Source organism: Nostoc sp. (genome assembly GCF_036917815.1).
In the GTDB taxonomy this organism is placed as follows: domain Bacteria; phylum Cyanobacteriota; class Cyanobacteriia; order Cyanobacteriales; family Nostocaceae; genus Nostoc.
This window is the reverse complement of the sequence record NZ_JBALEK010000074.1, coordinates 37,213-52,174: the sequence shown is the minus strand read 5'-3', so window position 1 is coordinate 52,174 and position 14,962 is coordinate 37,213. Positions and strand designations below refer to the sequence as shown.

Genomic DNA, 14,962 nt, shown 5'->3' with positions numbered 1-14,962 from the left:
GCAAGTTTGTAGTAAGGACTTTAGTCCTTACTACAAACTCTTAAAATTAGCTTGACAAAGTACTACTAGACTTAAACTCGACCTCGGAGAAACTGCGCCATTTCGTTAGGAGTTGGCGACATTTCCAAAGCAGTTTCTTCAGTGATGCGCCCCTCTTGATAGAGATTGAGCAACGACTGATTCATCGTAATCATGCCGTCAAAGCTGGCTTGTTTCATCAACTCGCCAATTTCATCATACTTACCGTCTTTGATCCATTCTTTAATCGCCTCAGTATTAATCAGCACATCGTGGAAAGCAGCCCGCTTACCATCAGTTGTGCGACACAAACCTTGGGCAATTACTGACACTAAAGATTCAGAAATTGCCACCCGCATTGCATCTTGTTCATCACCAGAGTATAGATTGAGAATCCGCTCAATGGTTTTGACCGCGCTATTCGTGTGCAGGGTTCCCATGACTAAGTGACCAGTTTGAGCGGCTTTTAGGGCGGTGTTAACTGTTTCCTTATCCCGCATTTCCCCCACCAGAATCAAATCTGGATCTTCCCGCAAAGCTGCTTTTAAGGCGTTGTCAAATTTCCGGGTATGCATTCCCACTTCCCTCTGTTTGACTAAAGACTTGCGGCTTTGATGGATAAATTCTATCGGGTCTTCAATGGTGATGATATGCTTGGCCATTTCCTTATTGATATAGTCAACCATCGCTGCCATTGTGGTGGACTTACCAGAGCCAGTAGGGCCAGTTACCAAAATTAAACCTTTGTGGTGATGACAAATATCCCGAAAAATTGGCGGCAAATTCAACTGTTCCATAGTTAAGATTTTCAGTGGAATCAACCGCAAGACCATTGCAGGTCCTCTAAGAGTGCCAAAAACATTAATCCGCACGCGAGCAAAGTCATATTGAGTTGCTCCGTCAAATTCTAAGTGTTCTTCAAAGCGCTGAATTTCAACCTCACTCATCACCTCCCGCAACCAACTCATGAAACCTTCTTTATCTGTTTCTGGATAATCTGTTGATTGAATTTCTCCTCGGCTGCGGAAGCGGGGTACTTCACCTACTCCCAAGTGAAGGTCAGAATATCCCTGATCGTAAGCTAGCCTGATTAACTTCTCTAAAGTTGGTCCGGCACTGCTGTTTTTAGGGGGAACTGAACTAGGTATTGGTGGTGGACTAGCTGGACGATGACCTGCAACAGGCACTTTGCTGCTTCTATCCATTGACATATCCAATGTTTGTGTCATCTGCCTCTGTGTACTAGCAGTTGGCGGTGGTGGTGGCGGCATTGGTGGCATTGGTGGCAGGTTACGTCCGGCAGCAGAGTTAGAATTTAATGGAGACTGTGATTCTGTCATATATCTTCACATTTGGCAGTTAAAAAGTTGAATTAACGAGAACTCAAGTCACTTGCTTCGATGACTTTTGGAGAATGCTTGCCTACGAGCTTTAGCGGTGATACTAAGCGATTGAAACTCTAGAACCACGATCAACCTATTTCATCCACCTCAATTGGTATCTTTTTTTTCTTGAGATTCTACTACTCAGAAGATTTAGAGAAATTATTTAACTTACATAACCTGGTTTTACACACGCAAGGACTCAAAATACCTCAGTAATTACACAGTGTTTTATGAGTAGTTTTTATTACTTTCCTTAAAGAGTAAATATTCTAAGTTCTTAGATGAGAAATTTATCACAGTTATGGATATGAATTGCCAGCAATTAACAGCACAAATACTAGCAGTTCATTTATTCAGACCATATTAGGAATTATGAGAACCACTACTAGTTTTTATAAGAAATGTTAAGTTGAATAGTAGCAATATGCTGGGGATCAAGGTTAAAAGCTCATAAATTCAGGTTATATATCTGAAGATAGATGTATAAAACAAGTTTTTTTAATAGATATAAACTTGACTTTATATCCATAATTACAAAAGATTAACTGTAAACTTTAGTAAACAAATGCTCATTTTTCCGATTAGTTTTTATATACTGGATTTCAATGAAACAATTCAGTTTACTCGCGAAAAGCGAGATATGACTGAAGTTAAAATATGCCCTGTATTTTAGGAGGAAAAGTCATGGTTTCTGCTCAAAGCTCTAATCTAGGAAAGACCTACTCCTTGTTGATGATTAAAAGCTTTTTAATATGGACTTTTACATTAGCAGTATGCTTGTTGGTTGTGGGTTTTCCACTAGTTGTCTTGATGGCTACAGTCGGATGTTTGTTGTCGATTGTCTTGCAATCTGTGATGCCTGTTAGTGCTGTTTTGCTTGTAGCAGGCGGTTTAATAATGTTTAATGTCATGGCAGTTGTATTAGCTGCGGGTGTGCTAACTCTTAAAGGAGTTCATCCTAGTGAAGTTAAATGGTTAAGCTGGTTGCATGGAGAGGCAGACAAAATGCAGACTACTGTTTACGCTGCTTGTCCTTTAACTTGTGAGATTAAGTAATCGTTACAGGTGAATTAGACAAACAGTGCGTCTGCCCGGTTAAGCCGGGTTTTTTCATGCTCTTTTATATTTGAACTTGTGAGATCAAGATGTAGTTATTACAGTTGAATTAGATAAATTGTGCATTTGCCCGGTTAGTCCGGGTTTTTTTATATTTTGTGTGATTTGTCGATTTATATTTATGGTTTGTGTGATGATTTACTGCCAACTATTGACCATTGACTAATGACTAATCAAAAACGCGTTTGCATTATCTTAGGTACTCGCCCAGAAGCGATTAAACTAGCTCCAGTGATTCAGGTTTTCCAGAAGTCTTCAGGTTTTCAGTTGCAAGTAATTCTTACTGGACAGCATCGGGAGATGGTTGAGCAAGTTATGCAGCTATTCAATATCAAGGCAGATTATAACTTGGAAATTATGCAGGTTCAGCAATCTCTCAATGATATTACCTGCCGCAGTTTACAAGGGTTAGAAGCATTATTCCAGGTGGAAAAGCCTGATTTAGTGCTGGTGCAGGGAGACACTACCACGGCTTTTGCCGCAGCTTTGGCAGCTTTTTATCAAAAAATTCCTGTTGGTCATGTAGAAGCAGGGTTAAGAACTGATGATATATTCAATCCTTACCCAGAGGAAGGTAATCGGCGGTTGATTTCTCAAATTACTCAGTTGCACTTTGCGCCAACTCCTTGGGCTGTGGAAAACTTGCATCGTTCTGGTGTTTTGGGTGAAATTCACATGACGGGTAACACGGTAATTGATGCGCTGTTAAGTGTAGCTGCAACTCAAGTAGTTTGTAATGTACCAGGTTTAGATTGGGATTCATATCGGGTTTTATTAGCAACAGTTCATCGGCGGGAGAATTGGGGAGAACCTCTTTTAGCGATCGCTCAGGGCTTTTTACAAATTTTAGACAAGTTTCCTGATACAGCAATGCTCTTACCATTACACCGCAACCCGACAGTACGAGTCCCGTTGCAAGAGCTTTTAGGGAATCATCCCCGAATTTTCTTGACAGAACCTCTAGATTATGGCGAATTGGTGGGAGCTATTGGGCGATCGCATCTTTTGCTTACTGACTCTGGTGGCTTGCAAGAAGAAGCCCCCAGTTTGGGAAAACCAGTATTGGTTTTGAGAGATACCACCGAAAGACCAGAGGCTGTTGCAGCTGGTACAGCGAAACTTGTAGGAACTACAAGTGAGAATATTTTTGCAGCCGCTAGTGAGTTACTCAGTGACTCAAATGCTTATGAAGCAATGGCAAATGCAATTAATCCCTTTGGGGATGGTCATGCAGCAAAGCGTATTTTGCAGGTTGTGCAAAATTACTTGGGTATTTCATCAGAAACATCAACTTAACAACTTAGATTCAAAAACCTTAATTTTCTCTTAGCCCAGGTCGCTGGGCTTTGTTTGTGTAGCCGCGTTCGCCCTTGGCGTGCCGGAGGCATCATTCTATTCGCTGGGGCTTTCTAAATACCCAGAGCCGATCGAGTTTCGGGGCCAATAACGCCATCTACTAGTAGACCTTTACTTTCCTGAAAACTTCGGACTCGGCTAACGGTTTCTTGACCGTAAATTCCATCAACTGTGAGATTACCTAAAGCTGTTTGAACATCTTTCACAAGCTGACCTTTAGAACCAGGGGTAAGAATCACCGAACCGCCAACACCTCCAGGTGTAGTCACAGGAGGATTATTAGGTTTATCACCAATCCATCGGGCAAAAGCGTATCTACCCTGAGAAAGCCTAGCAAAACCGTTTTCATACTTTTCAATCGCTGGAAGTGTTGCGCCATTTGATACACAGTCCACAGAAGGGTAGTTGGTGCTTGGGCCTGTGCGAATACGTAAACAACTACCATTAGTTTTTATATATGCAGCCGAACTCATTTGAATTTGACTAGCAGCAACAAGTAATACACCAACGCCAGCTAAAGCTAACCAAGCCGAAGATTTAAGCAGTTTTTTCCAATTGAATTCAGGTTTAGGGAGATTATATTTAGTCTTTCCAGATGCCTCTTCTTGAGCAATAAACATGTGAGAATAAGCAAGATATTCCATAATCCGCTCCCTTGTATTAAAAAATGAGTCTTCTCAGAGAATTACTTGGTCTTTCTCTGTATTTATTCTTAGTATATTTTATATCACTACCCTTTCAAAAGGTTTTTCTTGGTAGCGAAATTAAGAAAAGATAAAATTAGTCAAAGGATTCCTGAGAAGATGCGATCGCCTGGAGTCGCAATTGTATCAAGTTGGGTGCTGTTTCGGGCATAGAAACTAAAAAGGAATCAAAGCCCCATACTCGATATGAACATTTATTAAGTTTTAACTCTCGAAGAATTTTAAGACTTTTTGGTATACTACGGTAAGTCAGTCTAAATATAGTAGTTTTAATTTATGCTAACAAAGTCCGTTTCACAAAATCTCAATAAAAGCAAGTGTTTTGTACTACAATTTTAAATTTTTGATCCCAAACTAGCTTATTTATCTGGTTACTCTATGCAATAATAAACAGTTGCGACCTTAAATACCAGCTTATCTATCGACTTACAGTATTTTAGCAACCTATTTATTTGCTGAAAGTTTATACTGTCTTAGTGCCAAATTCAATATTGTTTTGAGCTTTTTTTCTTAAAAAGAATAATGTCCTTGACAAAATGCAATATATCTAACAAAAATATCACTGTTAAATCAACTGAATAACAACGCAGAAATATGAAGTATAACCAACTTGGTAAGAGTGACTTAAAAGTTTCTGAAATTTGTCTGGGCACCATGACTTATGGACAGCAAAATACCATTGAAGAAGCCCATGAGCAGCTAGATTATTCTATTGCCCAAGGAGTCAACTTTATTGATGCAGCCGAGATGTACCCGGTACCAACAAGTGCAGAAACTTATGGATTAACTGAAACTTATATTGGGGAATGGTTAAAGCATCAACAAAGGGATGAAATTATTATAGCTACTAAAATTGCTGGGCCTGGTCGAGGTTTTAAATGGTTACGTGATGGCGCCAAAGCAATTGACCGTGATAATATCAAACAAGCCGTAGATGATAGTCTAAAAAGATTACAGACAGACTATATTGACCTGTACCAGATCCACTGGCCCGATCGCTATGTGCCACGGTTTGGACAAACGGTGTTCGATCCGACTCAGGTAGGTGAAACAATCCCCATTCCTGAACAGTTAGCAGTTTTTGCCGATGTAATTAAGGCGGGTAAAATTCGCTATATTGGTTTGAGCAATGAAACCCCTTGGGGAGTTGCCCAGTTTAGTAACGCAGCTAAACAGTTAGGATTGCCTAAAGTTATTTCGATTCAAAATGCCTACAACTTATTAAATCGAGTATTTGACGGAGCTTTAGCAGAAGCAGTTTATTACGAAGAAATTGGCTTATTGGCTTATAGTCCTTTGGCATTTGGTTTATTGACTGGTAAATACTTAAATGGCAAACCAGAAAAGGCAAGATTTAGCTTGTTTGAAAATTTTGGTCAGCGCTACTTAAAACCAAAAGTCAGTGAAGTAGTATCAGCCTACATAGATATTGCCAAGCGCTATCAATTAAGTCCAGCACATCTAGCTTTGGCATTCGTGCGGAGTCGTTGGTTTGTGCCTAGCACAATTATTGGTGCGACAACACTGGAACAACTCAAAGAGAATTTAGAAAGCGTGGATGTAGTTCTCGATAAAGATATTTTGGAAGAGTTGGATATAGTTAATGCTCAGTCTCCAAACCCAGCACCTTAAAGAATTCAAAATTTACCTCGTTAACGCCTTTCAAGAGCCTCTAGCTCTGATTATCAAGAAACGAGTAGAGGTAAGCGATTCTGTCCCATTTATTAGAGGTTGGTTGTATCTTTGCACTTATTGATCCCCCCTAACCCCCCTAAAAAAGGGGGGGGATCGGAGTCGAAGTCCCCCTTTTTAAGGGGGATTTAGGGGGATCTAAAACGTTTTGCTAGCAAGAAAAATATTTTTAAAACATCCTCTGAGACTCAAAACGAACTAGATATTTAGTAGGTAGAATATGACTTTTACAGCAACATCGGTTGACCAAAATACTATTCGTCGTCGGGGTACTGGTTTAAAGGCTTACAATCCCGAAAAAGTATTTAAAGGATACACACTTTTCACACCCCTGACAGGTCAAGGTGAGGTCTACCTCCTGAACCTAGAGGGAGAAGTAGTACACCAATGGAGTCTACCTTATCCACCAGGGTTATACGGTTATCTGTTGCCCAATGGCAACCTTTTTTATAACGGTAAGACTCCACCAGAAGAACCACTACGTTTTGCTTTGTGGGCTGCATTCAAAAGTGGTGTTGTTTTAGAAGCAGATCCCAAAGGAAATATTATTTGGGAATATAAGCATCCAGATCATCATCACGATGGACGCAGACTGGCCAATGGCAACACAATTCTACTAGCGATTGAAAAGATACCTCAGTCTTTGGTTAAGAGCATCAAAGGCGGTGTACCAGGTACAGAACCAAATGGTGATATCTATGCTGATGTGCTTTATGAGGTGACTCCAGCAGGTGAAATCGTTTGGACTTGGCACGCCCATGAACACCTCGATCCAGATATATTTACGATCACGCCCCAGGATCATCGACATGAATGGACTCATGGGAATACTGTGGGTGAACTCGCTGATGGCAACATTATAGTGAGCTTTCGTAATATCTCCACAGTTGTCATTGTCGATCGCAAAACCGGAGAAATTATCTGGACGCTAGGTGATGATGTGCTAGCACAGCAGCACTTCCCGAACGAATTAGCTAACGGTAATATCCTGATTTTCGACAATGGCGCACATCGCCGTCACATTGCTCTCAATTTCTCCCGTGTGATTGAGGTGAACCGTCAAACCAAAGAGATTGTTTGGGAATACACCGACAATCCGCCCCAAAATTTCTTCAGTTCCTACATATCAGGAGCGCAACGTTTAGCCAATGGCAATACCTTGATTACAGAAGGTGCCTATGGCCGGATATTCGAGGTGACAGTTGCAGGAGAAATTGTTTGGGAATACATCAATCCCCACTTTGCATCTCGGAATATTCCAGGTGAAAAGTCGCCGGTAACTCGTGGGGAGCAAAATACAGTCTTCCGCGCCTTCCGTTATGCACCTGAAGAAGTTCCCTGGCTTTAGTAGTCTATCAAGTTTAAATTGATGGGTAAGCAAGTTCGTAATCAGTAATCAGGACTTTAGTCCTTATTTTCTAAGCACTAAAGTCCTTACTAAAAACTTTTGATTATTAAAAGTTTGGTTAGTGTCGAGAATTTTTCACGCTACATTCGCTTCAAAGGGATTTTGTGACACTAACAATTTAAGATTTGGGATTTTGGATGAAAATTCAATTCCCAATGCCGATTAACAATTCCTATTTACCAAGGAACTTAAACATGGCCCAAATCAAAGTATACAGTGCAGTTGTTTGTCCTTATGCTCACCGTACCCGCTTGGTACTCCAAGAAAAGGGCATCGACTTCGATTTGATTGAGATTGATTTGCAGAATAAGCCAGAAGGGTTTACCAAAGTTTCCCCCTATGGTAAAGTACCTGCGATCGCTCATGGCGATAACCGAGTTTGGGAGTCAGCAGTAATTAACGAGTATCTCGATGAGGTATTTCCCAATCCACCACTGTTACCTAGCAGCCCCATTGCCAAAGCACAGGCTCGCATCTGGATCGATTTTGCTAACACTAGGTTCGTTCCCGCTTTTTCTACCTTGCTGCGGAGTTCAGATCCTCAAAAACAAGAAGAAGCGAAACACGAACTATATAAACACCTGGAATTCATTGAAAATGAAGGTTTAGCAAAGCTATCTGGGGAAGGTCCTTACTGGTTTGGTGAATCTATCAGTTTGGTGGATTTCACCTATTTCCCCTGGTTTGAGCGCTGGGCTGCACTCAAGCAGTATCGTGGCTTTGGGATACCAGAGCAATTTACCCGTGTACGCCAGTGGAAACGTGCTTTGAAAGAGCGTGAGTCTGTAAAAGCGATCGCTCACTCTAAGGAATTCTACATCGAGCGATATGCTAAATTCGCTGCACCTACTCTCGCTGCTGTTTAAATAACTTTATTCTGGAGGCTCCGCTTTTTTAGACTTGAGGCAGAGCCTCTTGATAGATGTTCCCATGCTCTGCATGGGAACAAGTTAAATTACGAATTACGAATTACGACTTTACCGAAGTGAGCCGCACTTTTGAGGTAATGATAAGCTTCCCGCGCTTCATTGAAGGAGAAAACTCGATCAATAATCGGTTTGATTTGATGCTGTTGCATCGCCTGATTCATCGCCTCAAACATTTCCCGACTGCCAACATAAATTCCTTGAACTGTTAAACTCTTAAAAAGTATTGGCATGGGGTCAATCTCATTTCCTCTGCCTGACAATACGCCAATTAAGCTAATACGTCCCCCAATACGGACTGCTTGGACGGATTTTGGCAGAGTACCTGCGCCACCAACCTCAACTACATGATCTACACCCGTGCGATTGGTTAGTTGGTAAACTTGTTTTTCCCAATCTGGTGTTATTTTGTAATTAATTGTCTCGTCAGCATCAAGCTGTTTGGCTCGCGCCAATTTATCATCACTGCTGGAAGTAATAATCGCTCTAGCACCATGTATCTTGGCAAACTGGAGAGCAAAAATTGAAACTCCTCCAGTACCAAGTAATAAAATACTATCACCTGCGCCAATATTGCCTTTTGTAATCAGTCCATGCCAAGCTGTGACTGCTGCACAAGGCAGAGTTGCGCCTTCAATATATGATAGGTACTCAGGTAATATCACTACACCATCTTGGTGTAATAAGACATACTCAGCTAGCATTCCATCAATACCGCCTCCGAGATCGGATTTCATTTTCTCTTTAGTTAAAGAGCCATAAATCCAGTCTTGGAAGAAAATACCAGCCACGCGATCGCCTATTTTTACCCGTGTTACACCTTCCCCCACCGCCACAACTTCCCCCGCACCGTCAGACAGGGGAATTAACGGATATTTCTGTCCAGCACCATAAGCGCCTTCAATGACCAGCAGATCGCGGTAATTTAAGGATGTTGCTTTGACTTGAATGAGAACTTGTCCAGATGTGGGTTTTGGTTGGGGGCGATCGACTAATGCCAGGGCATCAATTCCGGCGTTGCTTTGAATTTCGTAAGCTTTCATAGAATTTATTTTTGTCAATAGCTCAAACGCCACAGTACAAGATTAGGCTATCGCCAATCATCCATTGCGAAAACATCTGGGCGATTGAATCCCGGTTCATTAGGTCTATGCATTGCAACTCCGATGATTTCACTGCGAAAACCACGAGCAAGCATCCTGCGATAAGCTTTGTCTCGACTGGTATTGACTCCAGCAACCAAACGTGACATCCCTTGAGCCACAGTTAATGCTTCACACAAATCCAATAACTGCTCGAAATGTTGCCCTGCATCATTGCCAGAATATACCGCGCCAAATTTTATAAAGCAAGTATTACTACCCGCCTCAGTACCTGCCCCATAGTGACAAACTGCAAATCCTGCCAAGCCTGTATCATTCCATAACAACACTGTATCACCCAGTCCTTGAGCTTGAACTATCAGAATTTCCCGTGATAAATCTAGCCCTTCATAAATGGAATTAGTGAGTTGAGCAATTGCTTTCAGAGTTTGGGTGCGTTCATCTTCACTCATCTCTGAGTATCTATTTCCTTGGGGTATTGGCTGTAATTGCTGTACTTCCTTTGCCAAAATTGCAGTGAGAAAACGCAGACGGAAGCCAAATTTTTGATATAGTACGTGATGCTTAGGACTTTGAGCAAAAGTAAACAGTCCTGTCATCGGAGTATTCCACTGGTCAAAGCTAGAAATGGCAGCTTCAACCAGACGTTGACCTACTCCTTGGTTCCAAAAGTCAGGATGAACGCTTAATGGCCCAAAATAGCCAAAGCTTCCCCAATTCACCACCAAGTTAGAACCGATTAATTTTCCATCTACCTCAGCAGCATAAGCCACATTCGGATCAGTTTTCCAACGATGGTGGATGTAAGCAGCATCCCCATAAAACTCAGTTGGTTCAGGTAGTCCTAACAATGTGCCAAAGGCTAGCCGAAAAATATGATCAGCAGCAGCTAATTCATTCTCTTGGAGTAATCGGATAGAAACGTTCATCTTTTTGTTGTGTTGAGAGCGTTAGGTTCTATCCTATTACTTAGAGTTACGCTACAGAGAATCTATAAACTGCCGTACTTTTTCTCGGAGTGGCTGATGTTCGATTTGCTCTGCTAACTGTTGGGCATTTTGGAAGCACGATCGCGCCATTTTTTTGCGTTTGGTTGTAGTGTAAAGGCTTCCCATGTTCAGCAAAGTTGAAATTTCTCCCAGAGAATCGCCCTGTTGTTGATAAATCGCAATGGCTTGTTTGTAAAACTTCATGGCTTGTCGATGCTCTGCCAGAGTAGTGTAGGTAAAACCAATGTTATGAAGGGTTGTGGCCTCGCCAGAGCGATCGCTAATTACTCGACGTGTCAAAAGAACTTGATGGTAGAGCAATAGGGCTTGTTTTGGTTTTCCTAAATCATGATAGACAGAAGCAATGTTATTTAAGGTAGTTGTTTCGCCAAGCAAATTCTTGAGAGCTCGTTGAATTGGAAGTGCTGCTTGAAAAAATTCTAGAGCTTGCTCAAATTTGCCTAAGACATTGTAAGCAAACCCAATGCCATTTAGGGTTGTTGCTTCCCCAGAAAAGTCTCCTAGCGATCGCCGCATCGTCAAAATTTGGTGTTGTAACAAGAGTGCCCGTTTCGGTTCTCCCAACCGCGTATAAATTAGCGCTACATCATTGAGAGTAGAAACTTCACCTTGAATATCTTGCGATCGCCTGAAGATGGGAAGTGCTTTGTCAAAATATTCCAAGGCTTGCGAAAAGCGTCCAAGACGGCTGTAGGTAGAACCCAGATTGCTAAGTGCAGTTGCCTGTGCGGGAGCGTTGCCAATTTCAACAGCAACCGAAAGCGCCTGTTGAAACCGCTCTAATGCTCTTTGAGGTTGCCAGCAACTAAGGTGAGCTAAACCAAGGTCGTTCAGAGTATAACCTTCCCTGGCTCGGTCTGGAATTGCTCTAGCTAAGTCTAAATTTTGGGTTGCCAGATTGAGATACTCTTGAAATTTCCCTCGCTGATAGTAGCAGTTTGCCTCATCACGACGTTGTTCCCACTCTTTGACTTGATTTAAAGGTTGCATCATCTGACCTCAATTGCACTCTGCGATAAGTAGGCAGGACATATTTTGGGAATGAACCCCTCTTAGGTTTCCCAAATTTTAACCTTTATTTTCTATCTTTAGATATAAGACGTAAATAGATAAGTATGTTATTTTCTCATACTTCCAGAAATATCTATGAATAAATTAATACAAATAGCCTAGTAGGGGCACACAGCTATCATTGCTGTCAACTTAGAACCAGGGCGAATAGAATTCAGTGAATAAGTTCGTAGTAAGGACTTCAGTCCTTGGTTTAAGGGTTTCAGTAAGAGAGTACTTATAAAGTAAATCTTAAGTAAGGTGTGTTACGACTTTAGCCTAATGCACCGCTACATAACACGGTGCGTTAGGCGCTCGTGTCATATTTTCGTGACAAATCAGATCGAAAATATGCGCCTAACACACCCTACAAGAATTTTATTTTTACTTTATAAGCGGTCTCTTTACGACTCTAACTGGTGCGCCAAATCTTACGGCATCTGATTTTATTGTGCAGTCGTAATTCACTTAGAACAGCAAACTTTGAGTGCCGAATTTTACCACTGTAGCAACCCTCGTTCATTAGTTGTTCCAGATAAAAGTTGTATATTTCATCATGTAGACCGTTCAGTGTCACTGAAATTGTTTAAATTTTTACTTGTAGAAATAAAAGGACGAACTCATGGCAAATTCAACTTTTAACCTTTCGGATCTCAACGGCACTAACGGCTTTGCTATCAACGGCATTAATGCAAATGACGAATCAGGCTTTTCTGTCAGCAGTGCGGGAGACATCAATGGCGACGGCATCGACGACCTGATTATCGGGGCACCTAGTCCTACCCGTGGCACCGCCAGTTCTGGGAAAAGCTACGTGGTGTTTGGCAGCAAGGGGGGTTTTGGTGCCCAATTTAACCTCTCCACCCTCAACGGCACTAACGGCTTTGCTATCAACGGCATTAATGCAAATGACGAATCAGGCAGGTCTGTGAGCAGTCCGGGAGACATCAACGGCGACGGCATCGACGACCTGATTATCGGGGCACCCCTTGCCGACCCCGACGGCAACTACTCAGGGCAGAGCTACGTAGTGTTTGGCAGGAAGGGGGGGTTTAGTGCCCAATTTAACCTCTCCACCCTTAACGGCACTAACGGCTTTGCCATCAACGGCATTAATGCAAATTACAATTCAGGCTGGTCTGTGAGCAGTGCGGGAGACATCAACGGCGACGGCATCGACGACCTGATTATCGGGGCACCAGGTGCCCTCCGCAGCTTCTACAGCTCAGGGCAGAGCTACGTGGTGTTTGGCAGCAAGGGGGGTTTTGATGCCCAACTCAACCTCTCCACTCTCAACGGCACTAACGGCTTCGCCATCAACGGCAGCCAACTTGACGTATCAGGCTGGTCTGTGAGCAGTGCGGGAGACATCAATGGTGACGGCATCGACGACCTGATTATCGGGGCACCTGGTCCCACCCGTGGCACCGCCAGTTCTGGGAAAAGCTACGTGGTGTTTGGCAGCAAGGGGGGTTTTGATGCCCAACTCAACCTCTCTACCCTCAACGGCACTAATGGGTTTGCCATCAATGGCATCAATAAATTATATGACGGCTCAGGCAGCTCTGTGAGCAGTGCGGGAGACATCAACGGCGACGGCATCGACGACCTAATTATCGGGACACCAGGTGCCAACACGAGCTACGTGGTGTTTGGCAGCAAGGGGGGTTTTAGTGCCCAACTCAACCTCTCCACCCTCAACGGCACTAACGGCTTTGCCATCAACGGCATTAATCCAGGTGACTTTTCAGGCATCTCTGTGAGCAGTGCGGGAGACATCAATGGCGACGGCATCGACGACCTGATTATCGGGGCAATGCTTGCCTCCGCCAACGGCTCCTTATCTGGGCAGAGCTACGTGGTGTTTGGCAGCAAGTCCGGTTTTAGTGCCCAATTTAACCTCTCCACCCTTAACGGCACTAACGGCTTTGCCATCAACGGCATTAATGCAAATGACGAATCAGGCTGGTCTGTCAGCAGTGCGGGAGACATCAACGGCGACGGCATCGACGACCTAATTATCGGGGCAGGCCTTGCCTCCCCCAATGGCACTAGGTCAGGGCAGAGCTACGTGCTGTTTGGCAGCAAGAATATAGGCAGTAGCAGCACCATTAACCTCACAGGAACCCCTGGCGCAGATACCCTTGTAGGCACACCCGGCAACAATATCATCGACGGGTTAGCTGGTAATGATACCCTCACAGGCAACGGTGGTCAAGATAAATTTGTGTTTCGCTCTGGGTCAGGCAATGACACCATTACCGACTTTAGTGGCGTAGGTAAAGGCTCAAACCCATCAACAGCAGTAATTGCCAACCTTGATACCCTGGAATTTACCGGAGCCGGATTAACTGCCCGAAATCTGCAACTAACTCAAAATGGTCACAACTTAGAAGTCACCTTTGAAAATGTGGCTAATACCAAAGTCACTCTGCAAAACTTCAAATTAGAAAACCTGGATAATCTCCCAGCAACTTCTTCAAGACCTGGACTAGGTAATATTTTGTTTGATGGGCAAACCAACATCACCGACAGCTTTGATGTCATTAATGCCAACTCTACTCAAACTAGCATTTTTAACAAAAACACTGTCACCTTCCTTAATGACTTAAACAATAACATCACAGGTTTTGATAACTCCAATGATGTGATTAATGGTCAAGGGGGTAATGACTTGATTAATGGCTTGAGTGGCAATGACCTGCTCACAGGCGGTAACGGCAATGATACCCTGATTGGTGGTGCGGGTAATGATATTCTCGTTGGCGGTGCCGGTGCTGACAGTTTCCTTTACAATACCAATGCAGCTTTTGAAAGCTCTGCGATTGGTGAAGATACAATTAGTGACTTCAACAGTTGCCAAGGTGACAAGATTGTACTGGATAAGACGACCTTCAGTGTTATTACCTCTGTTGTGGGAAATGGTTTTAGTAACAAGAGTGATTTTCAAGTCACAACTTCCGCCGCGACTAGCACAGCGAAAATTGCGTATGACCCTTTGAGTGGGCAGTTGTTCTACAACGAAAATGGCAGTGCGGCGGGTTTTGGCAGTGGTGGTCTATTTGCGACTCTGAGTGGTGCGCCAACTCTCACGGCATCTGATTTGGTGTTGCAAGGGTAGTTTGCTTTAAATATGGTGTTTCAAGCTGGGAACAGCAAACGTCAAGGTAAGATTTGTACCTTTTGTTCGGGCG

11 protein-coding genes are annotated in these 14,962 nt (G+C 43.0%); 6 read left to right on the top strand and 5 right to left on the bottom strand.

The genetic code is table 11. The features are described from left to right. Nucleotides 1-71: 71 nt before the first annotated feature. A complete protein-coding gene (locus V7K97_RS22995) occupies nt 72-1,358 on the bottom strand; it encodes a type IV pilus twitching motility protein PilT (RefSeq protein ID WP_334803305.1) in 1,287 nt (428 codons plus the stop codon). A 729-nt stretch (nt 1,359-2,087) separates the two neighbouring features. Between V7K97_RS22995 and V7K97_RS22990 the strand changes: the two genes are divergently transcribed. Further along, a complete protein-coding gene (locus V7K97_RS22990) occupies nt 2,088-2,459 on the top strand; it encodes a hypothetical protein (RefSeq protein ID WP_334803304.1) in 372 nt (123 codons plus the stop codon). 225 nt (nt 2,460-2,684) lie between these two features. After that, the gene (wecB, locus tag V7K97_RS22985) at nt 2,685-3,815 is read left to right on the top strand and encodes a non-hydrolyzing UDP-N-acetylglucosamine 2-epimerase (RefSeq protein ID WP_334803303.1); all 1,131 of its coding nucleotides are present in this window, start codon (nt 2,685-2,687) and stop codon (nt 3,813-3,815) included. 113 nt (nt 3,816-3,928) lie between these two features. Here the strand turns inward: wecB and V7K97_RS22980 are convergent, their stop codons facing one another. After that, entirely contained in the window at nt 3,929-4,519 is a 591-nt protein-coding gene (locus tag V7K97_RS22980) for a peptidoglycan-binding protein (RefSeq protein ID WP_334803302.1), read from the bottom strand. Nucleotides 4,520-5,173: 654 nt separating this feature from the next. Here V7K97_RS22980 and V7K97_RS22975 point away from each other — a divergent pair. The 3 genes from V7K97_RS22975 (at nt 5,174) to V7K97_RS22965 (ending at nt 8,545) form a co-directional block, all read left to right on the top strand. After that, nucleotides 5,174-6,211, top strand: a complete 1,038-nt coding sequence (locus tag V7K97_RS22975; protein WP_334803301.1) for an aldo/keto reductase — start codon at nt 5,174-5,176, stop codon at nt 6,209-6,211. 280 nt (nt 6,212-6,491) lie between these two features. Continuing rightward, nucleotides 6,492-7,619, top strand: a complete 1,128-nt coding sequence (locus V7K97_RS22970; RefSeq protein WP_334803300.1) for an aryl-sulfate sulfotransferase — start codon at nt 6,492-6,494, stop codon at nt 7,617-7,619. A 254-nt stretch (nt 7,620-7,873) separates the two neighbouring features. After that, complete coding sequence (locus V7K97_RS22965) at nt 7,874-8,545, top strand: glutathione S-transferase family protein (protein WP_334803299.1); 672 nt, start codon at nt 7,874-7,876, stop codon at nt 8,543-8,545. Nucleotides 8,546-8,634: 89 nt separating this feature from the next. On the opposite strand, the gene V7K97_RS22960 is transcribed toward V7K97_RS22965, so the two are convergent. The 3 genes from V7K97_RS22960 to V7K97_RS22950 are packed head-to-tail and all read right to left on the bottom strand — an operon-like array spanning nt 8,635 to nt 11,711. Next, complete coding sequence (locus V7K97_RS22960; RefSeq protein ID WP_334803298.1) at nt 8,635-9,648, bottom strand: zinc-dependent alcohol dehydrogenase family protein; 1,014 nt, start codon at nt 9,646-9,648, stop codon at nt 8,635-8,637. 47 nt (nt 9,649-9,695) lie between these two features. Then, complete coding sequence (locus tag V7K97_RS22955) at nt 9,696-10,637, bottom strand: GNAT family N-acetyltransferase (protein ID WP_334803297.1); 942 nt, start codon at nt 10,635-10,637, stop codon at nt 9,696-9,698. Between the two features lie 51 nt (nt 10,638-10,688). Then, entirely contained in the window at nt 10,689-11,711 is a 1,023-nt protein-coding gene (locus V7K97_RS22950) for a tetratricopeptide repeat protein (protein ID WP_334803296.1), read from the bottom strand. Nucleotides 11,712-12,390: 679 nt separating this feature from the next. Between V7K97_RS22950 and V7K97_RS22945 the strand changes: the two genes are divergently transcribed. Then, complete coding sequence (locus tag V7K97_RS22945; RefSeq protein ID WP_334803295.1) at nt 12,391-14,889, top strand: beta strand repeat-containing protein; 2,499 nt, start codon at nt 12,391-12,393, stop codon at nt 14,887-14,889. The last annotated feature ends 73 nt before the right edge of the window (nt 14,890-14,962 follow it).

Bases quoted from the DNA above. Each gene is read 5' to 3' on its own strand.
- V7K97_RS22995 (WP_334803305.1), bottom strand. From the start codon at position 1,358: ATGACAGAATCACAGTCTCCATTAAATTCTAACTCTGCTGCCGGACGT.
- V7K97_RS22990 (WP_334803304.1), top strand. From the start codon at position 2,088: ATGGTTTCTGCTCAAAGCTCTAATCTAGGAAAGACCTACTCCTTGTTG.
- wecB (WP_334803303.1), top strand. From the start codon at position 2,685: ATGACTAATCAAAAACGCGTTTGCATTATCTTAGGTACTCGCCCAGAA.
- V7K97_RS22980 (WP_334803302.1), bottom strand. From the start codon at position 4,519: ATGGAATATCTTGCTTATTCTCACATGTTTATTGCTCAAGAAGAGGCA.
- V7K97_RS22975 (WP_334803301.1), top strand. From the start codon at position 5,174: ATGAAGTATAACCAACTTGGTAAGAGTGACTTAAAAGTTTCTGAAATT.
- V7K97_RS22970 (WP_334803300.1), top strand. From the start codon at position 6,492: ATGACTTTTACAGCAACATCGGTTGACCAAAATACTATTCGTCGTCGG.
- V7K97_RS22965 (WP_334803299.1), top strand. From the start codon at position 7,874: ATGGCCCAAATCAAAGTATACAGTGCAGTTGTTTGTCCTTATGCTCAC.
- V7K97_RS22960 (WP_334803298.1), bottom strand. From the start codon at position 9,648: ATGAAAGCTTACGAAATTCAAAGCAACGCCGGAATTGATGCCCTGGCA.
- V7K97_RS22955 (WP_334803297.1), bottom strand. From the start codon at position 10,637: ATGAACGTTTCTATCCGATTACTCCAAGAGAATGAATTAGCTGCTGCT.
- V7K97_RS22950 (WP_334803296.1), bottom strand. From the start codon at position 11,711: ATGATGCAACCTTTAAATCAAGTCAAAGAGTGGGAACAACGTCGTGAT.
- V7K97_RS22945 (WP_334803295.1), top strand. From the start codon at position 12,391: ATGGCAAATTCAACTTTTAACCTTTCGGATCTCAACGGCACTAACGGC.